This is a genomic window from Pseudomonas protegens (assembly GCF_003363755.1).
GTDB lineage: Bacteria > Pseudomonadota > Gammaproteobacteria > Pseudomonadales > Pseudomonadaceae > Aquipseudomonas > Aquipseudomonas danubii.
Window position 1 is genome coordinate 2,963,582 of record NZ_CP031396.1, and the last position, 26,039, is coordinate 2,989,620.

At 64.1% G+C, this 26,039-nt stretch carries 22 protein-coding genes and 1 pseudogene; 10 read left to right on the plus strand and 13 right to left on the minus strand.

What is annotated here, in order from left to right:
- Window positions 1-68 precede the first annotated feature (68 nt).
- The 7 genes from DWF74_RS13275 to DWF74_RS13305 all read right to left on the minus strand — a co-directional run bounded on the left by DWF74_RS13275 (window position 69) and on the right by DWF74_RS13305 (window position 12,547).
- Window positions 69-3,521: a GMC oxidoreductase gene (locus DWF74_RS13275; RefSeq protein WP_115581108.1), complete on the minus strand. Its 3,453-nt coding sequence runs from the start codon at window positions 3,519-3,521 to the stop codon at window positions 69-71.
- Window positions 3,522-4,701: 1,180 nt separating this feature from the next.
- Window positions 4,702-5,472, minus strand: coding sequence for an electron transfer flavoprotein subunit beta (locus DWF74_RS13280; protein WP_102861994.1), 771 nt, complete (start codon window positions 5,470-5,472; stop codon window positions 4,702-4,704).
- Window positions 5,473-5,481: 9 nt separating this feature from the next.
- The gene (locus tag DWF74_RS13285) at window positions 5,482-6,702 is read right to left on the minus strand and encodes an electron transfer flavoprotein subunit alpha/FixB family protein (protein ID WP_115581109.1); all 1,221 of its coding nucleotides are present in this window, start codon (window positions 6,700-6,702) and stop codon (window positions 5,482-5,484) included.
- Window positions 6,702-8,651 carry a dimethylglycine demethylation protein DgcB gene (gene dgcB, locus DWF74_RS13290; RefSeq protein WP_115581110.1) on the minus strand — a complete coding sequence of 650 codons (1,950 nt, stop codon included), beginning with the start codon at window positions 8,649-8,651 and terminating at the stop codon, window positions 6,702-6,704. Before dgcB ends, DWF74_RS13285 begins: the two co-directional genes overlap by 1 nt.
- Before the next feature lie 147 nt (window positions 8,652-8,798).
- Complete coding sequence (gene dgcA, locus DWF74_RS13295; RefSeq protein ID WP_102861997.1) at window positions 8,799-10,859, minus strand: dimethylglycine demethylation protein DgcA; 2,061 nt, start codon at window positions 10,857-10,859, stop codon at window positions 8,799-8,801.
- A gap of 15 nt (window positions 10,860-10,874) precedes the next feature.
- Window positions 10,875-11,405: a 4-vinyl reductase gene (locus DWF74_RS13300; RefSeq protein WP_115581111.1), complete on the minus strand. Its 531-nt coding sequence runs from the start codon at window positions 11,403-11,405 to the stop codon at window positions 10,875-10,877.
- A 164-nt stretch (window positions 11,406-11,569) separates the two neighbouring features.
- Window positions 11,570-12,547 carry a dipeptidase gene (locus DWF74_RS13305; protein ID WP_060842023.1) on the minus strand — a complete coding sequence of 326 codons (978 nt, stop codon included), beginning with the start codon at window positions 12,545-12,547 and terminating at the stop codon, window positions 11,570-11,572.
- 236 nt (window positions 12,548-12,783) lie between these two features.
- Here DWF74_RS13305 and DWF74_RS13310 point away from each other — a divergent pair, with 236 nt between their 5' ends.
- Window positions 12,784-13,185 (plus strand): lysozyme inhibitor LprI family protein, encoded by a 402-nt coding sequence (locus DWF74_RS13310; RefSeq protein WP_102862000.1) that lies wholly within the window; start codon window positions 12,784-12,786, stop codon window positions 13,183-13,185.
- A gap of 116 nt (window positions 13,186-13,301) precedes the next feature.
- On the opposite strand, the gene DWF74_RS13315 is transcribed toward DWF74_RS13310, so the two are convergent.
- Genes DWF74_RS13315 through DWF74_RS13325 form a run of 3 tightly spaced genes read right to left on the minus strand, consistent with a single transcriptional unit; the run spans window position 13,302 to window position 15,555 of the window.
- The gene (locus tag DWF74_RS13315) at window positions 13,302-13,640 is read right to left on the minus strand and encodes a hydroxyisourate hydrolase (RefSeq protein ID WP_180988538.1); all 339 of its coding nucleotides are present in this window, start codon (window positions 13,638-13,640) and stop codon (window positions 13,302-13,304) included.
- A gap of 8 nt (window positions 13,641-13,648) precedes the next feature.
- On the minus strand, window positions 13,649-14,158 hold the full coding sequence (locus tag DWF74_RS13320; protein WP_115581112.1) for a nucleoside deaminase: 510 nt from the start codon (window positions 14,156-14,158) through the stop codon (window positions 13,649-13,651).
- Between the two features lie 59 nt (window positions 14,159-14,217).
- Complete coding sequence (locus tag DWF74_RS13325) at window positions 14,218-15,555, minus strand: nucleobase:cation symporter-2 family protein (protein WP_115581113.1); 1,338 nt, start codon at window positions 15,553-15,555, stop codon at window positions 14,218-14,220.
- A 181-nt stretch (window positions 15,556-15,736) separates the two neighbouring features.
- Here DWF74_RS13325 and DWF74_RS13330 point away from each other — a divergent pair, with 181 nt between their 5' ends.
- The 3 genes and pseudogenes from DWF74_RS13330 (at window position 15,737) to DWF74_RS13340 (ending at window position 17,216) form a co-directional block, all read left to right on the plus strand.
- Window positions 15,737-16,651 (plus strand): LysR family transcriptional regulator, encoded by a 915-nt coding sequence (locus DWF74_RS13330; RefSeq protein ID WP_115581114.1) that lies wholly within the window; start codon window positions 15,737-15,739, stop codon window positions 16,649-16,651.
- 33 nt (window positions 16,652-16,684) lie between these two features.
- Window positions 16,685-16,765 (plus strand): annotated as a pseudogene (locus DWF74_RS13335) (helix-turn-helix domain-containing protein); the annotation flags it as partial.
- Between the two features lie 34 nt (window positions 16,766-16,799).
- Window positions 16,800-17,216, plus strand: a complete 417-nt coding sequence (locus DWF74_RS13340; protein ID WP_102862005.1) for a DUF3010 family protein — start codon at window positions 16,800-16,802, stop codon at window positions 17,214-17,216.
- 318 nt (window positions 17,217-17,534) lie between these two features.
- Here DWF74_RS13340 and DWF74_RS13345 read toward each other — a convergent pair whose 3' ends face one another.
- Together DWF74_RS13345 and DWF74_RS13350 are read right to left on the minus strand one after the other, a co-directional pair.
- Window positions 17,535-18,710 (minus strand): AAA family ATPase, encoded by a 1,176-nt coding sequence (locus DWF74_RS13345; RefSeq protein WP_115581115.1) that lies wholly within the window; start codon window positions 18,708-18,710, stop codon window positions 17,535-17,537.
- Between the two features lie 68 nt (window positions 18,711-18,778).
- Window positions 18,779-19,738, minus strand: a complete 960-nt coding sequence (locus tag DWF74_RS13350; protein WP_115581116.1) for a GlxA family transcriptional regulator — start codon at window positions 19,736-19,738, stop codon at window positions 18,779-18,781.
- A 194-nt stretch (window positions 19,739-19,932) separates the two neighbouring features.
- Between DWF74_RS13350 and DWF74_RS13355 the strand changes: the two genes are divergently transcribed.
- The 5 genes from DWF74_RS13355 to DWF74_RS13375 all read left to right on the plus strand — a co-directional run bounded on the left by DWF74_RS13355 (window position 19,933) and on the right by DWF74_RS13375 (window position 24,748).
- Window positions 19,933-20,877 carry a choline ABC transporter substrate-binding protein gene (locus DWF74_RS13355; protein WP_102881109.1) on the plus strand — a complete coding sequence of 315 codons (945 nt, stop codon included), beginning with the start codon at window positions 19,933-19,935 and terminating at the stop codon, window positions 20,875-20,877.
- Window positions 20,878-20,965: 88 nt separating this feature from the next.
- Window positions 20,966-21,853, plus strand: coding sequence for a 3-keto-5-aminohexanoate cleavage protein (locus DWF74_RS13360; protein ID WP_102862009.1), 888 nt, complete (start codon window positions 20,966-20,968; stop codon window positions 21,851-21,853).
- Window positions 21,854-22,010: 157 nt separating this feature from the next.
- Window positions 22,011-22,976 carry an L-carnitine dehydrogenase gene (locus DWF74_RS13365; protein ID WP_115581117.1) on the plus strand — a complete coding sequence of 322 codons (966 nt, stop codon included), beginning with the start codon at window positions 22,011-22,013 and terminating at the stop codon, window positions 22,974-22,976.
- Between the two features lie 109 nt (window positions 22,977-23,085).
- Window positions 23,086-23,562, plus strand: a complete 477-nt coding sequence (locus tag DWF74_RS13370) for a thioesterase family protein (protein ID WP_115581118.1) — start codon at window positions 23,086-23,088, stop codon at window positions 23,560-23,562.
- 25 nt (window positions 23,563-23,587) lie between these two features.
- Window positions 23,588-24,748: a gamma-butyrobetaine dioxygenase gene (locus tag DWF74_RS13375; protein WP_115581119.1), complete on the plus strand. Its 1,161-nt coding sequence runs from the start codon at window positions 23,588-23,590 to the stop codon at window positions 24,746-24,748.
- Between the two features lie 252 nt (window positions 24,749-25,000).
- Here DWF74_RS13375 and DWF74_RS13380 read toward each other — a convergent pair whose 3' ends face one another.
- Window positions 25,001-25,429: a DUF4952 domain-containing protein gene (locus tag DWF74_RS13380; RefSeq protein ID WP_115581120.1), complete on the minus strand. Its 429-nt coding sequence runs from the start codon at window positions 25,427-25,429 to the stop codon at window positions 25,001-25,003.
- Window positions 25,430-25,742: 313 nt separating this feature from the next.
- Between DWF74_RS13380 and DWF74_RS13385 the strand changes: the two genes are divergently transcribed.
- Window positions 25,743-26,006: a hypothetical protein gene (locus tag DWF74_RS13385; protein ID WP_025131152.1), complete on the plus strand. Its 264-nt coding sequence runs from the start codon at window positions 25,743-25,745 to the stop codon at window positions 26,004-26,006.
- Window positions 26,007-26,039 lie beyond the last annotated feature (33 nt).

Sequence of the window (26,039 nt, forward strand, 5' to 3'; positions counted from 1 at the left end):
GCGTGCTGCGGTGCCTGTTGCCTGATCTGGCGCGGGCCCGCGGCGATCTTGCCGCGGGCTGGCCTGGGTCAGCCCCGGGCGGTCTTGTCCAGGTGCGCGAGGATCAGCGGGTACACATCGACCACCGCGTTCTTGCCGAAGATGCAGTCGATGTGTCCGTAACCCGGCACCACGTGGCGGCTGAACAATTCGGGGCCATGGAGTTGGCACAGGCGTTCATAGGTCTTCTGCGTGCTTAGCGGCAGGTAGCACTGGTTGTCGGCGCCGCTGATAAAGCAGATGGGCAATTTCAGCCGATCGAAATGCGGCATGTAGACGTCACGCCCCTTGAAGTCCACCAGGTGCCCCTTGCGACAGATCAGTGCCAGATGCTCGAAGGTCTCGATATTCGAGGCGCCGAACAGCTCGTGCAGGTTGTCGTGCAGGGTCTGGTTGAGGGTGTCGTGACGGTACAGCGAGGCGTACATGAAGGTGATGCGGTGGCACACCGGATTGGTGCAGTAACCCTGGGCCTCGATCCGCGCGTAGCCATTGAGCGCCGTGTCGTAGAGGCGGTTGAACAGGCTTTCCTTGCTGTCGGCGTAGGCCGTCAGGGACTTGATGCCGATGGCGTCGAGCATGCCCGGCAGGTGCAATCCGGCCTTGATCCCGGTGGCGGTGGCCACCACGGTATCGGCGGCAATCTGCGAGCAGACCACCGAGCGCACGTCCTTCAGGCCCGCCAGCAGCGACATGAAGAAGGTCGTGGCGCCGTAGCAATGCACCACGCATTGCACGTCACGGGCCCCGGTCGCCTGCTTGATCTGGCCGATGGCGGCCTTGAAATCATAGGCCGCGATCTGGTCGCCATTGCATTCGCGCTTGCTCGCCGGCAACAGGATGCTGACCCGGAAATCCAGGAGCCAGACGTCATAGTCGTGCTTGCACAGGTACTCCAGCAGGTTGGTCTGGATGGTGTCGGTGGAGAAGATGTTGGAGCCCACGCCCAGCCCGTGCACCAGCATCACCGGGCCTTTGCTGCCCGCCTGGTAGCGGGTCAGGCGCAGCTGCACCCGGTCTTCGGTCTCGAAGAACTGCACCGTGGGCACCGGCGCATCCAGGGGCCGTTTGGTCCGCGGCGGTGCGTCGGGGTTGAAGTAGATGTCTCCGGCGAACACGCCGCCGTAGCTCTCCCACAGAATCCCGGCGAAGAACTTGCCGAAGCGCGCCAGGGCCTCGATACGCTCACGCTCGTTGCGCGCATTGAGCACCTTCATGGTGGTCATCTGCCTGGCGAAGTCCGCCGGCAGGATGTGCATCACCCCGGAGCCCAGCACCGGGCCGCTCTTGTCCTGGCCGCGGTACAGGGTCACGTACAGGGTGCTGGTGTCGGGCCAGATGTTCAGCACGCCGTGATCCTCGGGCACGGTCTTGAACGCGCTGAAGTAGTACTGGTTGCCGTCCTCGGCGGTCAGGCGCATGTCGTAGTTCATGTGGCGCACGCCCACCTGCTGCTGGAACTCCTCGAACAGGTTGAACACCCCGTGGCTGGCCACCAGGGGCTGAGCCGACAGCGCCGGAGCCTCCAGGGTGCCCACCAGGGTGGCGGCGTGCTCGGGCTCCTTGATCATCCGGTTGAGGTCGTTGGCCGTGATGGTCAGGGTGAACTCGATGGGAGAGTTCTGCGCCTCGCCGCGCTTGGCCGCCTCCTGATAGCGCGCCAGATCGGTGCCCTGGGGCTGGGTGAAGGCCGTGGAAAAATAGCCCTTCATGGTCTCGGTGAACTGCACGCCCAGGGTCGGCGCCGGCACCGCCTTGCTGGGGGCCGAGGGCAGGCTGTAGTCAATCTTCCAGCCGCGATCTTCGGCCAGCAGGCGCATGTTGCGCTCGCTGACCGCCGAGATGGTCAGCAGCGGATTGACCGCCAGTGAAGTCGGAATCACCGCGCCGTCCGCCACATACAACCCGGGATAGACCTGGGTGCCGCTGGCGCCGCAAAACACCTGGCCCTTGTGGTTGACCACCCCCTGAGCGGCGTCTTCGCCCATGACGCAGCCACCCAGCGGGTGCACCGAAACGATGCTGTGCTTGAGCAGCTTGGTCCAGATCGGGTTTTCCACCCAGACTCCACCCAGCGCCTTGGTGCTCTGGTACAGGCGCTCGTTGCCAAGAATCACATTGGGCTGCTGGCCAACACCCGGCCAGTCGATGCGCAGTTGATCCTTGGCGTCCAGCAGCATGCGGCCGCGGCCATCGTCATGGCTCATGATCAGGTAGGTCTGCATGTTGTGCAGCGCACCGTAATAAGGCCCCCGCAGAAAGCTCTCGGCCTCGCGCTCCTTGTAGCCCAACTGAGCGCTGAGGCTGTTGTCGGTAGCCTTGCCCAGGGTCGCGGCAAACAGCGCCATGCTGGGCACCATGGCCCGGCCCAGGGCACCGGGAATCGACCCCTCCTCGATGACCATGCGGCTACGCCAGTCGCCTTCGGTGCGCATGTCGATGATGGAGGTGATGCACGGCCCCACGGGTTTGAGCTCACTGGCCGAATGGGTGCCGAAGCCGATGCCGTTGATGGTCTGCTCACAGTTGTGGCCGAACCCGAGGATGTCGCCGTTACCGCTCATGTGCTCACCCAACTGGTCCGAGGTGGACAGGCCCTTGGCCCTGGAGCGCAGGAGAATTTCCGTGGAGCCCAGGGTGCCGGCACTGAGCACCACGATGTCGGCCTTGACGAACAGGGTCGGCGCCGAGAACTTCTCGCGACCGCTGTCCAGGTATTGGAAATGCACGATCCAGCCATCGCCCTCCCGCTCCAGGTAGCGCACTTGGGCCTGGCAGAAAATCTCGGCGCCATGATTGCTGGCGTCCGGCAGGTAATTCATCAAGGTGGTGTTCTTGGCCTTGTTGTTACAGCCCGAGACACAGTCGCCACAGTGGTTGCACGGCAGTTGCTCGACCCCGACATGGTTGAGGTTGTTGGGCAGCTTGGCGAAGGTCACGTTGATCGGCGGCTTGTAGAAGTGCGCACCCTGCTTGAGATACTCCGCGGACTTCTGGTTGGCCTGGAGCTTGGGCAAGGTCGGCGCCGAGTCGGGATAGGGATTGGGCTTGAGCATCTCCCGGGCCCGGGCATAGCCCTCCTTGAGCAAGGTATCGCGATGCTCGCGCACCGCCCGGGGCCAGCGCGGGTCGTCGAAGACCCCGGGTTCGGGCTCCAGGGCGACGTTGGCATTGATCAGCGAGGTGCCTCCCAGGCCGCAACCGACCACCACGTTCTGCTGGGCGTTGACGTGCAGATCGAAGAGCCCGGTGCGCGAGCCGATGTGGCCGTCGGGGTCATGCACCTGCAGCTCTTCGGTGGCGCTGGCCAGGGTGTTGGGGTACTCGCCCGGCTGGATCTCCCGCCCTCGCTCCAGCAGGCAGACACGCCGACCGGCCCGGGACAATCGGGAAGCGGCGATGCCACCTCCGTAGCCGGAACCGATGACAACAACGTCGTAGTGTTCCTGGATCTCGCTGATGGGGGTCGCGATCCGAGTCATGGCGGGGTTCCTCTCAGGCTGATGGGGCAACTCTGTGGTCGCCTCTAATGGGTGCATCCGTCAGCGCGCAGGCAGCCGAACAGGCAGGCCTTGGCGCCTGAAACACAAGCAGTGAAGGGACAAAACGAAGGGCAGGGCTACAGACGTGCGCGCTGGTTGGCGGCACGGCGACGGGTACGTCTAGGGAGAGGGGCCCCGGTCGGATAAACCTGCGATAAACGACAATCCATTGCCTGCACTCCCTGAGCCGGATGTGGATAAGTTGCCGCTAAGTCCTTGTGGCATCAGTGAAGACAGGCCACCTATCACTGTCAAGAAAGCCATTAGAACTGTACGAAATTTGACCTATTGCCGTGCACGCTATGGATTACAGGGGGTGCAGCCTTCCGCGAACATGTTATCCACACCTTGGCCCACAGCAACTGTGGGCAAATGAGCGAGGGCTGGGGATATTTCAGCAGGCAATGCCAAGAAAATCCGTGACTTATGGGAAAACAGCAGTTTTGCCGGCAATTGATCAATTATTGAACAAAGCTCTGAAAGGCACGTATTCAGAGGCCTGTAGAGGAAGGCGAACACCTTATCCACAGAACAGCCAACAGACTTTGGGGGCAACTGGGGTCAGAAGCATCAACAACTGTGGAAAACCCTTGGAGGCCGCGAAATATCGAGGCTTTACCCGAATAATCGAGCCTGAACAGCGTATTTGGATGTTTTTTGATCAAAGCATTCAAGCTCAGGTTCTACGGGGCCTGCAGCGCTAAGCGAACATCTTATCCACAGAAGCGCCAACAGACTTTGGGGGCAAGTGCTGTGCAAAAGTCTCTTCGGCTACTTCCCTGCCCTGGAAAAAAAGCCATGAAAATCGCCAGCTTAGACTGATCAAAATTCGAACAGACGGCTGCAGAGCTTGTTCCACAAGGGCTTGAGAAAGGCGCGAACACCTTATCCACAGGTACGCACACAGGGATTGTGAGTAACCCATCGCGACTCTTGTCGGAGCTGGCTTGCCAGGGAACGACGATGCCCAGAGGTGAGTAAAACCCTAGCGGCCCCTTCGCCGGCAAGCCGGCTCCTACGGCGGGTGCAGGCGCGATGTCCCTGGTAGGAGCTGGCTTGCCAGCGAACGGCGGTGCCCAGAGGTGGGTGCACGGCCCTAGGGCTGTGCATAAACCTGAGCTCAGCGGACCACGCCTTCTTCGATGAGCAACTTGAGAATGGCCTCGGCGCCGGCCTCGGGGCTCACGCCCTTGAGCACTTGGCCGGTGCCGCCGCTGGCCTTGGCGGTGGCGGCCTTCATGCGATCCGCGCCGCTCTTGGCCTTGATCACTTTCAGGCGCTTGGGCCGGGGTTTGGCCGGTTGCAGGCTGGAGGCTGTGAATAACTCGTCTTCCACCACCACGACCTGATCCGCCTGCAACAGACCACGGCGCGCCGGGCCATAGGCGCTCTGGCGCGGTTTCGGCGCAGCGTTATCCACAGTGGCAAGGAACGGCAGGCGCACCTTGAGCCGGCGCCGCTGGCCACGGGGCAAGGCTTGCAGGACATGGGCCACGCCATCGGCCAGGGATTCGACTTGCGCCAGTCCCACCACCAGCGGCCAACCCAGGTTCTCCGCCAGCAAAAACGGCAGCATGCCGGAACCTTCGCCGGTTTCTGCCTGGCTGCCGGTGAGCACCATCTGAGCGCCCGCGTCGCGCAGGTACTGGGTCAGGATCGGCAGGGCATCAGCGCCCGCTGGCTGTTCCAGCACGTGCAACTGTTCCAGGCCCATGCCCAGGTAAGCACGCAGGGCCGGTTCGGCGACGTCGCCGGCATGCAGCACCTGCAGTTTGTCCCCCGCCAGTTGCAGGCCCAGTTCCACCGCACGGGCGTCTTGCTCGGCACGCCGTGGACGGCCGGAGGTCGGGTGCGCGCCTATCGATACCAGGCTGATCACAGTGCTGTTCATAACGTCCCCTTAAGCCGCATCGCGCTTGGCATCGTTGCGGTAAGCCGCTACCGCCGCGATCAAGGCCTTGAGAATTTCCGCGCTGTCGCCAATCACCGACAAGTCGGCGCGTTTGATCATGTCGCAGCCCGGATCGAGGTTGATGGCCACCACCTTGTCGCAGGCGCCGATACCCTGCAGGTGCTGGATCGCCCCGGAAATCCCCACCGCCACATAGACCCGCGCGGTGACCCAGATGCCACTGGCCCCCACTTGCCGATCCCGGGCCATGAAGCCGTCGTCCACCGCCACCCGCGAGGCGCCTTCGGTAGCCCCCAGGGCCGCGGCGGTCTGGTGAAACAGTGGCCAGTCCTTGACCCCGTTGCCCCCGGAAAAGATGAATTCGGCCTCGGCCATGGGAATCGCCGCCGGGTCCACCGCCACCGCGCCCAGATCCTCGATGCGTGCCAGGCTGCGGGCCACGCTTGTGGATAACTCCACCGGCAAGGCTTCGTGGCGGGTTTCGCTGACCGGCTCGGCGCATTCGGCGGCGGCCAGGATCAGCCGTGGCGCCGGCCGCGCCAGGTCCTGCAGGCCAGCACCGGCCCGGCCAATGCATTGCCCGTCCTTGACCTGCCAGACCCGGGTCGCCGGGCGTTCGCCCAGGGCCGCGGCCAGGCGCCGACCCAGTTCGCCGCCACCGGTGCGGCTGTCGGGCAGCAGCCAGTGACGCGGGGTGAACTGGTTATCCACAGCCCGCAGGCCCTGCACCCGTTGTTCCGGTGCATAACCGTCGAACTCGCTGCCGTGCAGCACCAGCAGGCGGTCGACGCCCGCGGTGGCAAAGGCCGACTCCTTGTGCTCGCCAAACACCACTGCCAGCACCGCGCCGTCCTGGCCCGCCAGTTGCCGGGCCAGGCCCAGCAGGTCGCGGTCGTGGCTGCTCAGGCGGCCGCCGACCAGGTCCGGCACCACGTTGATGTAGAACGCCGGTTGTGCCACCTGATGCAGCGGCAACTGCACCTCGGCCGCGGCCGTGCGCTTGGCACTGCCGCCCTGCTGGGCGCCGCTGCGGTCGATGCGCTTGAGGCCGTTGGGGCCGATGAAACCGATGCCGTGGGGGTTCTTGCGGATCAGGCCATTGGGCCCCATCCAGCTGTGCTGCGCCGGCTGCATGGCCGCATGCAGCGGGTGCAGGCGGTTGCGGGCGATCCACTCAGCGCGGGGATCGCGGCGGATAATCTCGCTCATCAATGCACCTCCGCAGGTTCGGGTTTCACCGACGCCGGGGCTTTGCCCGGGGCGGCGTCTTCGAGCAAGGCATCGGCCACCAGTTCGGCGATGTCCTTGATCATCGGCCGCGGCTCCACCACCCCTTCGAGCATGGCCGTGCACTGTGGACAACCCACGGCCACCAGCTCGGCGCCGGTCTCGCGGATGTCTTCCATGCGCATGTCGGGAATCCGCTGCTTGCCCGGAATGTCGGTGATCGGCGCCCCGCCGCCACCGCCACAGCAACGGGAACGGAAGCCCGAGCGCTGCATTTCCTTGATCTCGATGCCCAGGGCCCGCAGCACTTCGCGCGGCGCTTCGTACTCGCCGTTGTAGCGCCCCAGGTAGCATGGGTCGTGATAGGTCACGCTGCTGCCCTTGTGCTGGCCCAGGTTCAGTGCACCGGCGTCGATCAGCTCAGCCAGGTAGGTGCTGTGGTGCTGCACCAGATAGTGGCCGTTGAAGGCGCCGTATTCGTTCTTCAGCACATGGAAACTGTGGGGATCGCAGGTGACGATGCGCTTGAAGCGGTATTTGGCCAGGGTCTGGATATTGCGCTTGGCCAGCAGCTGGAAGGTGGCTTCGTCCCCCAGGCGCCGGGCCACATCGCCGCTGTCGCGCTCTTCCAGGCCGAGCACGGCGAAGTCCACCTTGGCCGCCTTGAGCACCTTGACGAAGGCCCGCAGGGTGCGCTGGTTGCGCATGTCGAAGGCGCCGTCGCCGACCCAGAACAGCACGTCGGTACTCTGCTTGTCGCTGAGCAGGGACAGGTTCAGGTCCGCCGCCCAGTTCATCCGTCCGCCCGGGTTGAAGCCGCCGGGGTTGTCGGTGGCGATGAGGTTTTCCAGGACCTCGGCGCCCTTGTTCGGGGTCGCGCCCTTTTCCAGGGTCAGGTGGCGGCGCATGTCGACGATGGCATCGACGTGCTCGATCATCATCGGGCATTCCTCGACGCAGGCCCGGCAGGTGGTGCAGGACCACAGGGTCTCGGCGTCCACCAGGCCGTTGACGATGGGCTGGTGCGGATGGCCGCCGTGTTCGCCGATAGGCTTTCCTGGGTAAGGGCTGCCAGCGAACTGCGCGTCGGTGCCACCGGCCAGGCCGACCACCATGTCCTGAATCAGCTTCTTCGGGTTCAGCGGCTGGCCGGCGGCGAAGGCCGGGCACGCCGCCTCGCACTTGCCGCACTGCACGCAGGCGTCGAAGCCCAGCAGCTGGTTCCAGGTGAAGTCCTTGGGTTTTTCCACGCCCAGGGGCGCGCTGGGGTCTTCCAGGTCCAGCGGCTTGAGGCCGGTGGAGCGGCCGCCGCCAAAGCGCTCGGCGCGACGGTGCCAGGCCAGGTGCAAGGCGCCAGCGAAGGCGTGCTTCATCGGCCCGCCCCAGGTCATGCCGAAAAACAGCTCGGACACGCCCCACAGCACACCGACCGCCAGAATCGTCGCCAGCAGCCAGCCACCGAAGTGTTCGGGAAGGATGCCCGCCACCGGCAAGGTCACCACAAAGAAACTCACCGAGAACGCCAGCAGGCTTTTCGGCAGGCGCATCCACGGGCCCTTGGACAGGCGTGCCGGTGGGTTGCGCCGACGTTTGGCGACGAACAGCGCGCCAACGAACATCAGCGTGGTGGCCAGTAGCAAGGCGTAGCCGAGGATGCGGTTATGCAGACCAAAACCATGCACCAGGATCGCCAGCACCGCCGCCAGGACAAAGCCGCCCGCGGTGGCCACGTGGGTGTTGGCCATGTACTTGTCCCGGGCCACCACATGGTGCAGGTCCACCATGTAGCGCTTGGGCATGGCCAGCAGGCCGCCGAGCAGATCGACCTTGGAGGCTCGCCCCTGGCGCCACAGGGCCACGCGCCGCAGCGCGCCGAGGACCGCAAGGCCAACGGCGGCGAACAACAGAATGGGAAGAAGGGTGTTCAACATGGTGGAGCTCCCAAAGACCGGGTCGGTCGTTGTAGCCGCTGCCGCAGGCTGCGCCCGGGCGGCACTGCGTCACAGGACAGATGCTCTTGAGGGCCCCGGAAGGCCCTTCGGGCCTTATCGCAGCCTGCGGCAGCGGCTACAGGTGGCTTAGAAATCCTTGCACAGGCGCAGCGCGTCGTAGATCGCGGCATGGGTGTTGCGCTGGGATACGCAGTCGCCGATGCGGAACAACAGGTAGCCCTCCCCCGTCTCGCTCAGGCACGGCTGCGGCTTGATCGCGAACAGCGCCTCAACGTCGATCTGACCCTTGTTGCGCGAACCTTCCTTGAGCCCGTAGTAGAGCTCCTCGTCGGGACGCACGCCGTTTTCCACCACCACCTGGTCCACCACCCGCTCTTCGCGGGCGCCGGTGTATTCGTTCTCCAGCACCGCCACCAGTTTGTCGCCCTCGCGGTAGACCTTCTCCAGGGTCAGGTCCCCGGTCATGATCACTTCCTTGGGGTACAGGCTGCGGTAGTAGGTGGGGAACGAGGTGCCGCCGACGGCGATACCCGGTTTGATGTCATCGGTGACGATCTCCACTTGCGAGCCCTTGTCGGCGATGAAGTCGGTGACCGACATACCGGTGAACTCGCAGATGGTGTCGTAGACCAGCACGTTCTTGCCCGGCGCCACCTTGCCGTCGAGGATGTCCCAGCTGCTGACCACCAGCCCTTCGGCGGCGCCCCAGTGCTCGTTCTGCTCGATGAACGGATGGCCGCCCACGGCAAGCACCACCACGTCGGGGCGCAGATCGAGGATGGTCGCGGTGTCCGCCGCGGTGCCCAGGCGCAGGTCGACTTTCAAGCGCGCCAGTTCCAGCTGATACCAGCGGGTAATGCCAGCGATCTGATCCCGTTGCGGGGCCTTGGAGGCGGTGGTGATCTGCCCGCCAATGGCTTCTTTTTTCTCGAACAGGGTCACGTCGTGGCCACGTTCGGCCGCCACGCGAGCGGCTTCCATACCGGCAGGACCGGCGCCGACCACCACCACCTTGCGCTTGATGCCGGTGGTTTTCTCGATGATGTGCGGCACGCCCATGTATTCACGGGAGGTGGCGGCGTTCTGGATGCACAGCACGTCCAGGCCCTGGTACTGGCGGTCGATGCAATAGTTGGCGCCGACGCACTGCTTGATCTGGTCGATCTGGCCCATCTTGATCTTGGCAATCAGGTGCGGGTCGGCCATGTGGGCGCGGGTCATGCCGACCATGTCGACGTAACCGCCTTCGAGAATCCGCGTGGCCTGGTTCGGGTCCTTGATGTTCTGTGCGTGCAGCACCGGGACCTTGACCACTTCCTTGATGCCCGCCGCCAGGTGCAGGAACGGCTCCGGCGGGAAGCTCATGTTGGGGATCACGTTGGCCAGGGTGTTGTGGGTGTCGCAGCCCGAGCCGACCACGCCGATGAAGTCCAGCATGCCGGTGTCGTCGTAATACTTGGCGATCTGCTTCATGTCCTCGTGGGACAGGCCGTCCGGGTGGAATTCGTCGCCGCACAGGCGCATGCCGACACAGAAGTCGTCGCCCACTTCAGCGCGCACCGCCTTGAGCACTTCCAGGCCGAAGCGCATGCGCTTCTCGAAGGTGCCGCCCCATTCGTCGGTGCGCTTGTTGACCCGCGGGCTCCAGAACTGGTCGATCATGTGCTGGTGCACCGCCGACAGTTCGACGCCGTCCAGGCCGCCGGCCTTGGCCCGACGCGCAGCCTGGGCGTAGTTGCCGATCACCCGCCAGATCTCTTCCGGCTCGATGGTCTTGCAAGTGGCGCGGTGCACCGGCTCGCGCACCCCGGACGGCGACATCAGGGTCGGCCAGTTGAAGCCGTCCCAACGCGAGCGCCGGCCCATGTGGGTAATCTGGATCATGATCTTGGCGCCATGCTTGTGCATGGCGTCGGCCAGGTTCTGGAAGTGCGGGATGATGCGGTCGGTGGACAGGTTCACCGAGCTCCACCATTCCTGGGGGCTGTCGATGGCCACCACCGAGGAACCACCGCAGATGGCCAGGCCGATGCCGCCCTTGGCCTTTTCTTCGTAGTACTTCACATACCGTTCAGTCGTCATGCCGCCGTCGGTGGCATAGACCTCAGCGTGGGCGGTGCTCAGCACACGGTTGCGGATGGTCAGTTTGCCGATCTGGATCGGCTGGAACATCGCTTCGAAAGCCATTTTTCTTAACTCCGCTTACAACGGTTTGACGACGAACAGGCCATCGTCGTGGCCTTCTTCGGAACCACCGTAAACCTGCTCTGCCACGGTGCGGATCGTGCTGCCACGGGCGGCCAGGATCTGGTCCATGGCGCCGGCGAACCAGCCGGTGAACATGTAGTCGACCTTGCGCCCGACCTTGCCGTAGACGTAGACGAACGCCGAGTGTTCGAGCTTGACGCTGGCGGTGCCTTTATCCAGGTCGATGTCCTGGATCTTGAACAGCCCCCAGCCGCGCTGGGACAGCCGCTTCATGTAGTGCTCGAACACCGCGACGCCTTCCAGGCCGTGGCATTCGGCTTCCTTTTCGCACCAGTGCCAGGCGGACTTGTAGCCGGCCTTGTAGAGGATCTCGGCGTAGGCATCGGCGCCCAGGACTTCCTCGATGCCCATGTGGTTGTTGACGAAGAAGTGCCGCGGCACGTAGAGCATCGGCAGGGCGTCGGAGGTCCAGACACCGGTTTCGCTGTCGACTTCGATAGGCAGTTGCGGGGCGATCTTGGCCATGTTTCAAAACTCCGGAATTCTGTGGATAAGTACGTCTGTAGCCGCTGCCGCAGGCTGGGAAAAGGCTCGAAGAGCCTTCCGAGGGCCGCAACAGCGCGTCTCCTTCGGAGCCGATCGCAGCCTGCGGCAGCGGCTACAGGAATGTGCTGTGGGGGGGGGTGGCCTTATTCGCCCCAGACGTCCTTCAGGACATTGACCCAGTTCTCGCCCATGATCTTGCGCACCACGCGCTCGCTGTGGCCGCGCTTGAGCAGGGTCTCGGTGAGGTTGGGGAACTCGCCCACGGTGCGGATGCCCAGGGGGTTGATGATCTTGCCGAAGTTGGTCAGGCGCCGGGCGTAGCCCTTGTCGTGGGTCAGGTATTCGAAGAAGTCCTGGCCGTGGCCCTGGGTGAAGTCGGTGCCGATGCCGATGGAATCCTCACCGACGATGTTCATGGTGTATTCGATGGCTTCGGCGTAATCGTCGATGGTCGAATCGATGCCCTTGGCCAGGAACGGCGCGAACATGGTCACGCCGACGAAACCGCCGTGGTCGGCAATGAATTTAAGCTCGGCGTCGGACTTGTTGCGCGGGTGCTCCTTGAGCCCCGACGGCAGGCAGTGGGAGTAGCACACCGGTTTCTTGGATTCGAGGATCACTTCCTCGCTGGTCTTGGAACCGACGTGGGACAGGTCGCACATGACCCCGACGCGGTTCATCTCGGCGACGATCTCGCGGCCGAACCCCGAGAGCCCGCCATCACGCTCGTAGCAGCCGGTGCCCACCAGGTTCTGGGTGTTGTAGCACATCTGCACGATGCCCACGCCCAGCTGCTTGAACACCTCGACGTAGCCGATCTGGTCTTCGAAAGCGTGGGCATTCTGGAAGCCGAAGAGGATGCCGGTCTTGCCCACTTCCTTGGCCTTGCGGATATCCGCGGTGGTGCGCACCGGCATCACCAGGTCGCTGTTTTCGCGGATCAGTTTCTGGCTGGCGGCAATGTTGTTGACCGTGGCCTGAAACCCTTCCCAAACCGACACCGTGCAGTTGGCTGCGGTCAGGCCGCCCTTGCGCATGTCCTCGAACAGCTCGCGGTTCCACTTGGCAATGATCAGCCCGTCGATAACGATGCTGTCGGCGTGTAATTCGGCTGGGCTCATCAGGCTGTCCCCTTATTGGCGATTCATGCGCCGAATCGTCTGCCGGCGCTTTGGGGTCAGCATATGCTTGAGGGCCGGGGCGCCTGGGTGCAAAAACGACAGGGGAATTGCCGAAAGCGTCAAGACCCGACAAAGGGCCGGATGTGGGGGCATGGCGCCCTCTGTTCTTTGCCTGGGGCTTGCGCCAGAATTCGCCGCTTCAACGAAAGCTTCACTGGATGAGGGGCAGTGCTGCAATGAAACCGATCTTCCTGGCCTTGATATTGATAGCCACCGGCGTACAGGCGGCCGAAGAGGCCGACAGCACGCCCTGCGACGGCGTGGAACACGACGTGCAGACCCTGGAATGCGCGACCTACAACCGCACCACCGCCGAGCAGTTGCTGAGCGACAACGTGCAAAGCCTGCTGGAACGCCTGGGCACCCTGTACGGCAACGACAAGGCGCAACTGGCCGACATCAGCGCCAAGGTCAAGAACGCCCAGCAGCTGTGGCAGAAGCAGCGGGACGCCGACTGCGCAGTGGAATCCTTCCCGGCCAAGCCCGGAACCAAGGCCTACACCATCGCCACCAACGATTGCCTGGCACGGATGAGCGACGAGCGCTCGGAGTTCATCGAGTCCATCGCCCAGGAATGACCCGCTAGCGCTGGTAGGAGCGGGCTTGCCCGTAAAAAACGCCCTGCCGAACCCGGTGCGGCGGTTGCGACGGTTTCGCGAGCCAGCTCGCTCCTGCAAGCCGGGTCAACGCCGAGTCAGGCGCCGCCGCGAAAGCATGAGACGCCCCAGGCGGTGAGCTTGAACGGCAGGTGGTAGTGCTGGCGCGGGTCGTCCAGGCCGAAGCGGTAGACCAGCACATCCAGGAAGGGCTGCGTGGGCAGCACCTGTCCTTGCTGGCGATAGAACGCCGCCACGTCCAGTTCCACCTCGTAAAGGCCCGGCCCGAAGCTGGCCGCGCACGCTGGCAGGCCATCCAACAGGCCATTGCTGCCGATCCGCCCCTGGCACAACCACTCGCCGCCCAGGCGCCGCACCCGTACCGCCATGCCTTCGGCCACCTGGCCGCTGGCGACATCCACCACGTGGATGGACACCCCGCCACTCATTTCCAGAACCCCACATGGGCCCGGGCCGCTTCGTGTTCCAGCATCGGCCCCAGCACCGGGATCTGCCGCTGCCCGCGGGCAAAGACTTCACGGCACGGCAGGGAAAAGGTCGGGTTTTCCGGGTGGTCGCCGGTCAGTGCCAGCAAGGCGTGTTCGGACAGGGCGTAGACCACCCGACCAATCCCGGTCCAGTAGATGGCCCCGGCGCACATGCAGCAGGGCTCGGCGCTGGTGTACAGGGTGCACTGGGCCAGCTCCTCGGGGCCCAGGAACCTTGCGGCCTTGGCGGCAGCGGCGAGTTCGGCGTGCTGGGTCGGGTCGCCTTCGGGAGGCATGGAGTTGTTGCCGGCACTGGCAATGATCTTGCCGTTGCGGTCCGCCACCAGGGCGGCGAACGGGTGGCGGCCGCGGGCCTTGGCCTCTTCGGCCAGTTCAATGCTCTGGCGCAGCAGTTGCAAGTCCAGCTGGCTGACGCCGGCAGGGATGGGGGAAAGAACCTGGGTCATCTTGACCTCCTTTTCATGGACAGGGGCCCGCCGGGAAAAAGCGGGCCTGATAGCAGTCTTCAGTCACCAAGCCCGGCCTGGGCGGCCAGCTCTTGGGCCGCAGACATGCGCGGATTGAGCAGCAGGTTGAGCACGATGGCGGTGAGGGCGCCGAGGAAGATGCCGCTTTCCAGCAGCAGTTTGAGGGGGCCGTGGGCCTGGGCGAACAACGCCGGAAAGGACATCGGCAGCACGCCGACACTGACCGACACGGCGACGATGATGCCGTTGCCAGTGCCCTCGAACCTCACCCGTGACAGCTCCTGGATGCCGGCCACGGTGGTCATGCCGAACATGACGATGGCGCAGCCCCCCAGTACCGGGGTCGGCACCGCAGCCACCAGCGCCCCGAGCTTGGGAAACAGCCCCATGAGCACCATGATCGCGCCGGCTGCCGCCACCACGAAGCGGCTCTTGATCTTGGAGAGCGCGATCAGTCCGGTGTTCTGGGTGAAGGCGTTGTAGGGGAAGCTGTTGAACAGGCCGCCGAGCAGGGTGGACAGGCCGTCGGCGCGGAAGGCGTCCCCCAGGGTGCGCTGGGTGGTCGGCTTGCCGGTGAGCTTGCCAATGGCCAGGCAGTTGCCGGTGGTCTCGGCCATGATCACCAGCATCGCCAGGGTCATGATCAGGATCGGCATCAGGGAGAATTGCGGAGCCCCGAAGGCCATGGGCGGGCTCAGCTCGAACCAGGCCGCTTCGCCCACCTGGGCAAAGTGGGTCATGCCGCAGGCCGCAGCGATCAGGCTGCCCACCAGCAGCCCGATCAGCACACTGAGGTTGCCGATAAAGCCGGAGAACTTGCCGTAGATCACCAGGGTCACTGCCACCGTGGCCAGCCCCAGCAACAGGTTGGCCGGTGCACCGAAATCCTCGGCAGCGGGGTTGCCGCCCCCCAGCCAGACGGCCGCCGCCGGCATCAGGGAAATGCCGATGATGGTGATCAGGCTGCCGATCACTACCGGTGGAAAGAACCTCAGCAGACGGCTGAACAGCGGAGCCATGGCGATGGTCAGGGCCCCGGCGGCGATCACCGCGCCGAACACCTCGGCCAGGCCGAACTGCTTGCCGATCATGATCATCGGCGCCAGGGCAATGAAGGAGCAGCCCTGGATCAACGGCAAGCGTGCGCCGAAGCGCCAGAAGCCCAGGGTCTGGATCAGGGTGGCAACGCCGGACGTCAGCAGGTTGGCGTTGATCAGCAAAACCACCTGGGCCGCAGTCAAGCCCAGGGCATTGCCTAGAATCAACGGTACCGCCACCGCACCGGCATACATCACCAGCACATGCTGCAGGCCGAAGGTGAACAACTGGCGAACGGGCAGGACCTCGTCCACTGGGTGAACCCGGGGAATGTTCATGTCGCAGATCTCCTGAAAGTGCAGCTCTTGTTGTTGTTCTGGCAGGCATCCGGGGGCAATGCCCCGGCAGGATGTACGAACGTCGGCGCCCATGATCTGTGCTTGAATACGATGCAACAAATGAGCAGCCATCGTTTTTAACGATGGATTGGACAAGCCTGTCCTGGGGTCGGGAGACGCGATGCGCTTTTCACTGGAACAACTGCAGATGTTCGTTCAGGCCGCACAGACCGGCTCGTTCTCGGCCGCTGCCCGCAAGCTGGGCAAGACCCAGTCCACGGTCAGCGTGGCCATCGCCAATCTGGAGGCCGACCTGGGAGTGGAGCTGTTCGACCGCAGCAGCCGCAGCCCGGTGCTGACCGCCAGCGGAAAGAAGATGCTGCTGCAGGCCGAGGCGGTGCTGGAGCGCTGCCTGACCCTGCAAGCCAATGCCGACTGTCTGTCGGAAGCGCTGGAGCCGCAGTTGTCCATCGTGATCGAAACCCCTTACGGCCCGCTGATGCCGGTCTTGCGCGAGTTCGAGCAGGCCTTCCCCTATGTCGACCTGCTGATCCGTCATCCGCTGTCCGGAGATGCCAGTGATCTGGTGGCCCGAGGCGATGCGGTGCTGGGGATCGCCTTTTCGCAACCGGGCTATCCCCAGGAGCTGGAGTTCCAGCAGATGGGCAAGCTGATCATGTTGCACGTCTGCCACCCGGATCATCCCCTGGCCCGGCTGGACAACGTGACCTTCGACGACCTGCATGGGCATCGGCGCCTGGCCTTCAGCGCCCACGCCGACAAGCTGCCCAGCAGCGAGTACCTGCGCTGCAGCCAACTGTGGCAGGCGGAAAACTACCTGGCGCTGCTGGAAATGGTCCGCGCCGGCCTGGGCTGGGCCACCCTGCCCCGGCAACTGATCCAGCGTGAACTGGCCAAGGGCGAGCTGGTGGAGCTGCAACTGGGGGCGTATCCCTACACCGACTGGCTGGTGGGCGTGGACCTGCTCTGGGCCCGGCAACGGGTGATGGGCAAGGCCGAACGCTGGCTCAAGGAACGCCTGCTGCGGCACAAGGTGTACGAAGTGGATCGGCGCGGACAGTCCACGACCTGGTAACGCTGGCGCGGGCAACAAAGGGACAAGGTTCTGAGCGTGGCCCGACCCCGCAAGAGCACCCGGGAAAAAATTGCCGCCGTCTTCGGTATACGCGCCGACCAGCTGGAGCTGTAAGCTGCGCCCCACTCAACGATTGAAAGGGTTACTCATGAGCATCTGCGGTATCGAGATCAAGGGCAGCGAAGCCATCTTCGCCCTCGCCTCCCTGCAAGACGGCGCACCGCACCACCAGGCGCTGGCCATCAAGAAGATCGCCCTGGAAGACGACGATGACGCGGGCAACGTTCGCGACTTCGCCGCCCGGATCGACGCCTTTGTCCGTGAACACGGGATTACCCGCATCGCCATCAAGAAGCGCAGCAAGAAAGGCGAATTCGCCGGCGGCCCTACCACCTTCAAGATCGAAGGCGTGCTTCAGTTGCTGGATAATTGCGAAGTGACCCTGCTGTCGCCGCAAACCATCAACGCCCAGCACAAGAAGCACGGCTTCGAGCTGGGGGCGAGCCTCAACAAATACCAGCACGAAGCCTACAAGACCGCCTGCGCGGCCTTGCTGAAGAAATGATCCTGAGGCCCTGCTTGGCGGTCTAACGCCAAACATCCAGCGCGCCTAAGATCCTCACCGCTCGCAACGAAACCTGTAGCCGCTGTCGAGCCATGGCGAGGCTGCGACAAGGACCGCAGGGCCTCGCTTGGCGGCCTAACGCCAAACATCCAGCGCGCCTAAGATCCTCACCGTTCGCAACGAAACCTGTAGCCGCTGTCGAGCCATGGCGAGGCTGCGACAAGGACCGCAGGGCCTTGCTTGGCGGTCTAACGCCAAACATCCAGCGCGCCTGAGATCCTCGCGTCCCTGCGGGCCGTTCGCAGCCTGCGGCAGCGGCTACAGTTGGCGCCGATAATGCTGCAGCCAGTCGGCGAATGAATTGTCTTCCAGGGCATAGGCGCCCCGGCTGGACTTCCACACCAACTCCTTTTCCCGCAGGGCATCGATACAGGCTTGCACCGTCTGGGTGCCCGGTTGCGTATCGCTGCCCATGGCCTGCAACGCCTTGGCCACCGCCGCCAGGGTGTCGTCGGTAAAGGGTGCGAACGGCAGGTTGTTGCGCGAACGCTCCACCATCACTTCCAGCACCGCCCGCTGGGACAGGGTCAGACCGTTCCAGGCGCTTTCGAATTCGCTCCAGACCCCGGCGCGGAGAATCTCGGCGCTGCTGCGCAACAACTCGTTGAGCTGACTCGCCTCCCCCAGCTCCAGGGCCACCTGGCCAATGATGCTGCGCAGCATTTCCGGACGCCGGCCAACCCATTCGAAGGCCTGGTCCAGATCATCGGCATTGAACTGGTTGGTGGGCGCCAGATGAGCGTTCAGATGGGCCGTGTAGGCCTTGGTGAAATCCCGTCCCAACAGCGGGAACGGGGTGATGCTCGAACCAAAGAACGGCTGGTTACGGTTGAGCACCAGATGGGCCAGCTTGTCGCGATTGGACCCGGTGAACACCAGCCGCAAGCCGCTGGTATCCATGTCCCGCCCCTGATTGAGCTGATCCCGGGCCGCCTTGAGCGCGAACATGGCATTCAACCCGGCCTCCGAGCTCAAGGCATGCTGGGCCTCGTCGATTATCAGGACCACCGTCTTGCCCGTGGCGCTGTGGAGCAACTCCAGGGCGTGGGTCAGGGTCGCGCCTTCGGGCAACTGGGACTTGCTGAAATCCCAGGACAGGGTGCGCAGAAAGCTGAGCTTCTCCACCCCGAGGGACTTGGCCAGTTTGCGAATGCCTTTCTCGAAAGGCACCAGCGCCCCGGCAATGGCCGCGGCGATCAGCTCGGCGGGGTCTTTTTCGCGATTGGCCCAAAGGTCGACATAAACCGCCAGCCAGCCACGACTCTGGCATTCGGGCAGCAGGTCCTCGCGCAGAAAGGTACTTTTCCCGGTGCGCCGAGGCGCCGCCAGGAACAGCCCCGAGCTGTAATCCTGAATCCCCGACCCCACCAGGCCATCGGCAATATTGAGCGCCAGAGCAGGACGACGAAACACGAAACCGGTGTTTTTCGACATGGTTTTATACTCAATTATTGCCAGGACTATAATTTATAGCCGCGAGTATAATTGACTATAAACCCCTGTCAAACCGACTCCTGGCCGCTCCCCAGCAGGCGTCGGTCTTCACGGGGGCAGTGCACAAAACGCGCGCGGTAACTGCGGGTGAAGTAGGACGGCGACTCAAACCCGCAGGCGATGCTCACCTCCAGCACGCTCATGTCGGTCTGGCGCAGCAGTTGCCGGGCCTTCTCCAGGCGCAGGCCCAGATAGAAGTTGCTCGGGGTGTCGTTCAAGTGCAGGCGGAACAGCCGCTCCAGCTGACGCCGGGTGACCTTGATCGATTCCGCCAGGGCCAGGGTGCTCAGGGGCGGCTCGCTGTGTTGCTCCATCTCGCCGATCACCTGCACCAGTTTCTTGTTGCTGATGCCGTAGCGGCTGGCGACTTCCATGCGCTGGTGGTCCTTGCGCGGGCGGATGCGCCCCAGGACGAACTGTTCGCTGACCTGGATCGCCAGTTGCGGGCCGTGGGCCTGGGCGATCAGGTCGAGCATCATGTCGATGGACGCGGTGCCACCGGCACAGGTGATGCGCCGACGATCGATCTCGAACAACTCCTGGGTCACGCTCAACTGCGGATAAGATTCCTTGAACGCCTCGATGGCCTCCCAGTGCAGGGTCACCCGGTGCCCCTCCAGCAGCCCGGATTCCGCGAGGATCACGCTGCCAGTGTCGATCCCCCCGAGAGTCACGCCCTCCACGTCCAGGCGCCGCAGCCAGTGTTCCAGGGCGGGACTCAGGCACTTCAACGGCTCGAAACCGGCCACCACCCACAAGGTTGCGCCCTTCTTCAGCGGCTCCAGGGCCGCGTCGACATTGACCGACATGCCGTTGCTGGCCAGCACCGCGCCGCCGCCGGCGCTGAGCACATGCCAGCGATACAGCTCGCCACGAAAACGGTTGGCTACCCGCAGTGGCTCGATGGCGGAAATGAAACCGATGGCGGAGAACCCCGGCATCAGCAGGAAGTAGAAGTCCTGGGACATGCAACGCACTCCGGTGACGGCCAGCGTGGGCCCTGTGATACGCCAAATGCCCCCCTGCCACAAGGGGCCAGGTCGCTGCAGTGCAAGAGTCGGTCGCCGCTGTGCGTTTACCGCCGGCGACGCCTGCGTACCTTGAGCTCACCGACGCACCAAGACGCCGGGATCGACAATAACAACCTGCCGAGGGAACCCACATGAAACGACTGATCAGCCGCTGTGTGCTTGCGCTTAGTGGTAGCGTTTTTCTGACGTCGGGAGCCATGGCCGCCGACGCCCCCAGTTGCCAGAACGTACGCCTGGGCGTGGTCAACTGGACCGACGTGATCGCCACCAGCGCCATGACCCAGGTCCTGCTCGACGGCCTCGGTTACAAGACCAAGCAGACCAGCGCCTCGCAGCAGATCATCTTCGCCGGCATCCGCGACCAGCGCCTGGACCTGTTCCTCGGCTACTGGAACCCGCTGATGACCCAGACCATCACCCCGTTCGTCGACGCCAACCAGGTCAAGGTCCTGGCCGAGCCCAGCCTCAAGGACGCCCGCGCTACCCTGGCCGTCCCCTCCTACCTGGCCGACAAGGGCCTGAAGACCTTCGCCGACATCGCCAGGTTCCAGAAGGAGCTGGGGGGCAAGATCTACGGCATCGAACCCGGCTCGGGAGCCAATACCCAGATCAAGGACATGATCGCCAAGAACCAGTTCGGCCTGGGCAAGTTCCAGCTGGTGGAGTCCAGCGAGGCCGGCATGTTGTCGGCGGTGGCCCGGGCGGTGAAACGCAATGAAGCCATCGTGTTCTTCGGCTGGGCGCCGCACCCGATGAACGTCAACTTCAAGATGACCTACCTCAGCGGCAGCCAGGACGCCCTGGGCCCGAACGAGGGCCAGGCCACGGTCTGGACCGTCACCGCGCCGAACTATGCCGAGCAGTGCCCGAACGTGCACCGGCTGCTGACCAACCTGACCTTCAGCGCCGAGGACGAGAGCCGGATGATGCAGCCGCTGCTGGAGCACAAGGACGCCCTGGAGTCCGCCCGGCAGTGGCTCAAGGACCACCCGCAGGACCAGCAGCGCTGGCTTGAAGGGGTGACCACCTTCGATGGCAAGCCGGCCGCCGAACACCTGCAACTGACCAGTAAATAAACCACCCACACTCGCGCCCCGCAGCCCGCCCAGGGCTGCGCACGGCCACCCCACGCCCCCAGCAAACATGCCTGTAAGGAACCGCACCATGAACCACGACGTCATCATCACCTGCGCACTCACCGGTGCTGGCGACACGACCGCCAAGAGCCCCCATGTGCCGGTCACCCCGAAGCAGATTGCCGCCGCCGCGGTAGAGGCTGCCAAGGCTGGCGCCACGGTGGTCCACTGCCACGTCCGGGACCCTGCGAGCGGCAAGTTCAGCCGTGATGTCGCGCTGTACCGCGAAGTCATGGAGCGCATTCGCGAGGCCGACATCGACATCATCGTCAACCTCACCGCCGGCATGGGCGGCGACCTGGAGATCGGCGCCGGCGAGCATCCCATGGAGTTCGGGCCCAACACCGATCTGGTCGGGCCGCTGACCCGCCTGGCCCATGTCGAGGAACTGCTGCCGGAGATCTGCACCCTGGACTGCGGCACCCTCAACTTCGGCGATGGCGACACCATCTACGTGTCCACCCCGGCCCAACTGCGGGCCGGCGCCAGGCGCATCCAGGAGCTGGGGGTGAAAGCCGAGCTGGAAATCTTCGACACCGGACACCTGTGGTTCGCCAAGCAGATGATCAAGGAAGGCCTGCTGGACAACCCGCTGTTCCAACTGTGCCTGGGCATTCCCTGGGGCGCCCCGGCGGACACCACCACCATGAAGGCCATGGTCGACAACCTGCCGGCGGATGCGGTCTGGGCCGGCTTCGGTATCGGCCGCATGCAGATGCCCATGGCCGCGCAAGCGGTGCTGCTGGGGGGCAACGTGCGGGTCGGCCTGGAGGACAACCTGTGGCTGGATCGCGGCGTGCTCGCCACCAACGGCCAACTGGTGGAACGGGCCACGGAGATCCTCAGCCGCCTCGGGGCCCGGGTCCTGACCCCGGCCGAGGGCCGCCAGAAAATGGGCCTAAAGCAACGCGGCTGACCCCAATCCACCTCTCTGCGCAGGAGCGAGCTTGCTCGCGAAGAGGCCGTCACATCAGACCCCGTAGCAGCCAGCTTGCCGACGAAGGGGCCCGCAAGGCCGCCAAGCGCTTCGCTGGCAAGCCAGCACCTACAGACTCTTTTTTCAGGAAGACGCGATGACTTTTATCACCAACATCAAAACCTTCGCCGCTCTGGGCAGCGGCGTGATCGGCAGTGGCTGGGTGGCCCGCGCCCTGGCCCACGGCCTGGACGTGGTGGCCTGGGACCCGGCGCCGGGCGCTGAAGCCGCCCTGCGCCAGCGGGTCGCCAACGCCTGGGGCGCTCTGGAAAAACAGGGCCTGGTCCCCGGAGCCTCGCCACAGCGCCTGCGCTTTGTCAGCACCATCGAAGAGTGTGTGAAAGACGCCGACTTCATCCAGGAAAGCGCTCCCGAGCGCCTGGAACTCAAGCTGGAACTGCACAGCAAGATCAGCGCCGCGGCCAAGCCCGACGCCCTGATCGGCTCCAGCACCTCGGGCCTGCTGCCCAGCGAATTCTATGAGGGCTCGACCCACCCGCAACGCTGCGTGGTGGGTCACCCGTTCAACCCGGTGTACCTGCTACCGCTGGTGGAAGTGGTGGGCGGCCAGCACACCGCACCGGAGGCGATACAGGCGGCGATCCAGGTCTATGAATCCTTGGGGATGCGCCCCTTGCATGTGCGCAAGGAAGTCCCGGGCTTCATCGCCGACCGTCTGCTCGAAGCCCTGTGGCGCGAAGCCTTACACCTGGTCAATGACGGGGTGGCGACCACCGGGGAAATCGACGACGCGATCCGCTTTGGCGCCGGCCTGCGCTGGTCGTTCATGGGCACCTTCCTCACCTACACCCTGGCCGGAGGCGACGCCGGCATGCGTCACTTCATGGCCCAGTTCGGCCCGGCGCTGCAACTGCCCTGGACCTACCTGCCGGCCCCGGAGCTGACCGACAAACTGATCGATGACGTAGTCCAAGGTACCGCCGAGCAACTGGGCAACCACAGCATTTCGGCCCTGGAGCGCTATCGTGATGACTGCCTGCTGGCGGTGCTGGAGGCGGTGAAAACCACCAAGGCCAAGCACGGCATGCACTTTCACGACTAACCCAACCCCCGTAGGAGCTGGCTTGCCAACCAATAGGCCCTCAAGCCAGGCGCAAACCCAACGGACGCCTTCGCCGGCAAGCCGGCTCCTACCGTTATCCGGTGATCCTATGCCTGCCCTGACCACCTACAGCACCCGCATCATCAAAGACTGGGTCGACTACAACGGCCATCTGCGTGATGCCTTCTACCTGCTGATCTTCAGCTATGCCACCGATGCCTTGATGGATCGCCTGGGGCTCGACAGCGACAACCGCGACGCCAGCGGCCACTCGCTGTTCACCCTGGAACTGCACCTGAACTACCTGCACGAGGTGAAGCAGGGCACCGAGGTCGAGGTCCATACCCAGATCATCGGCCACGACCGCAAGCGCCTGCACCTGTATCACAGCCTGCACAAGGTCGGTGATCCCCAGGAGCTGGCCGGCAACGAACAGATGCTGCTCCACGTCGACCTCGCCGGCCCCCGCTCCGCGCCGTTCGACGAAGCGGTGTTGCAGCGCCTGCAAACCGTGGCGGCCGAGCAGGCCGAGCTGCCGCGCCCCACCTACATCGGCCGGGTGATTGGCCTGCCAACGGAAAAATGACAACAAGCCCGAAAAGGAGATCGCCGTGAACATCGCCGCCCTTGCCGACTATCGCCGTTATCCGCTGATCAGCCCGTTGAGCGCCGTCCAGGTACTGCCGGACCGGGTCCAGGTGCACTGGGCCGATGGCCGCCTCAGCCCCTTTCACCATCAATGGCTGCGGGACAACTGCCCCTGCCCGGAATGCGTCTACAGCGTGACCCGTGAACAGGTACTGGAAATCGTCGATGTGGCCGAGGACCTCGGCTGCCACGGGGCGCACATCGACAGCCAGGGTTGCCTGTGCCTCGAATGGTCGGACGGCCACCGTAGCCGCTTCGATCCCGGCTGGCTGCGGGCCCACGCCTATGACGAGCAATCCCGCGAGGAACGCCGCGCCCACAAGGCGCACAGCCAGTTGTGGGACAGCAGCCTGCAACTACCGGTATTCGAGTATCAGGCCCTGATGGACGATCCTGCGGCTCTGCTGCAATGGCTGCTGGCCCTGCGCGACACCGGCCTGACCCAGGTCCGGGGCGCCCCCACGGAACCCGGTTCGCTGGCGCTGATCGCCCGACGTATCTCGTTTATCCGCGAGAGCAACTTCGGCGTGCTGTTCAACGTGCAATCCAAGGCCGATGCCGACAGCAACGCCTACACCGCTTTCAACCTGCCGCTGCACAGCGACCTGCCCACCCGCGAGCTGCAACCGGGGCTGCAGTTCCTGCATTGCCTGGTCAATGACGCCGTGGGCGGCGAAAGCATCTTCGTCGACGGCTTCGCCATCGCCGATGCCTTGCGCCGTGAAGACCCAGAGGCCTTCCTGACACTGTGTGAAACACCCGTGGAGTTTCGCAACAAGGACCGCCACAGCGACTACCGCTGCCTGGCGCCGATCATTGCCCTGGATGCCCTGGGTCGGGTGGCGGAGATCCGCATGGCCAACTTCCTGCGGGGGCCTTTCGACACCTCGGTGGAGCAGATGCCCAGGCTGTACCACGCTTACCGTCGATTTATCGCCATGACCCGAGAGACGCGCTTCCGGGTCATCCGCCGCCTCGACCCGGGACAACTCTGGTGCTTCGACAACCGCCGGACCCTGCATGCCCGCAACGCCTTCGACCCGTCCAGCGGCGCCCGGCATTTCCAGGGTTGCTACATCGACCGCGACGAGCTGCTCTCCAGAATCCTGGTGCTGCAGCGCTGATCCCCATCCCACCAGCCACCGGCTCCCCACAGGAGCCGGCTGGCCAGCGAAGCTTGCCGGCAAAACCTCCACAGGCAAAAAAAAGCCCCGATCAAGCCGTGACAGGATCGAGGCAGGGGCTACTGCTGAGGAGCTGCGGTGAGAAGGTGACCAAACCAACACGACGCGAGCTGGTTGCAGTCTGCCCACTCTGCCTGCTCACGAGTTAGCCGAAAACGACCTGCCCGTAGGCAATAGGGCCATTGCAGGGGTTCAGATGTCCTCGGTATAGAACACCACCGTCACGTAGAAATAGCCGATCTTGTGCCAATCCCGGCGCTGGTTGTAGGGCGTCTCTTCAGAGCCCATGCCGATCTGATAACGACGCCCGGTCTTCTTATCCCTATAGGAAATGAACCCCTTCGTTTCCCAGCCGCAGCAGACAAACTTGAGCCCCTCCTGCAGCCCCAGTTCCCGCTGCAGATAGCGCTCTACCTGATGGGCATCCTGACCTTTGACCCGATACCTCGCGGTCAGCGGTGCGCCCTGATCCTCGGGCTGCGACTCACAGTGAAAAAACTCCAGGGATTTCGGCGGATCGGTCATGGCCCGCAAAAAATCGCCACACTCGGTGGCTGCCGCAGCCGCGCTGCAAACCATCCACAACAAACAGGCCAAACCCAGGTTGAACATCACTTTCATCCACTACAGCTCCCTATTTTTTTGCCCCAACGGCCATCCTGCCAACCCCCGCCGCTTGCGGCGGGTGTCCTTGAGCGCCAGCACGACTCAATATCCACCCTTATGCAAGCCCGGGCCATCACACGCAAGCGCCGCGAGACTTGATTGACCGTCTTTTTCCAGACGCTGTTGCAACCGGCCATAAGCCATCGAGTTAGCCGAAAACGACCTGTTCATAGGTAAACAGGCCATCGCGACCATCTGCCCTTGCCGCCACCCGGACGGCCAACCAGAATCGACTGACGACCACGTTACCTGAATAAGGATGAGCGTCATGATGCATGCGGATTTGATTGATCAGGACGACCTGCTGGGACAACTCCGGGCCCTGGGTTTCGAGATGCCCGCAGGCGCCAGCGCCGAGCAGGCCTGTGAATGTGCGGTGCGCGGTTTGAGCGATGCACGGGCCAAGGCGCTCAAGGGCATGGTGGAGCAGATGCTCACCGGTAATGCGACCATTCTTCCCGCGGTGCGCCAGGCCATTGATCGCCAGTTGCTGCCGGCCCTGGCCGAGTACCTGCAGCAAAAACGCGCGTGAGTCTCCCTGTGCCCTGAGCGGATTGCTAGAGTG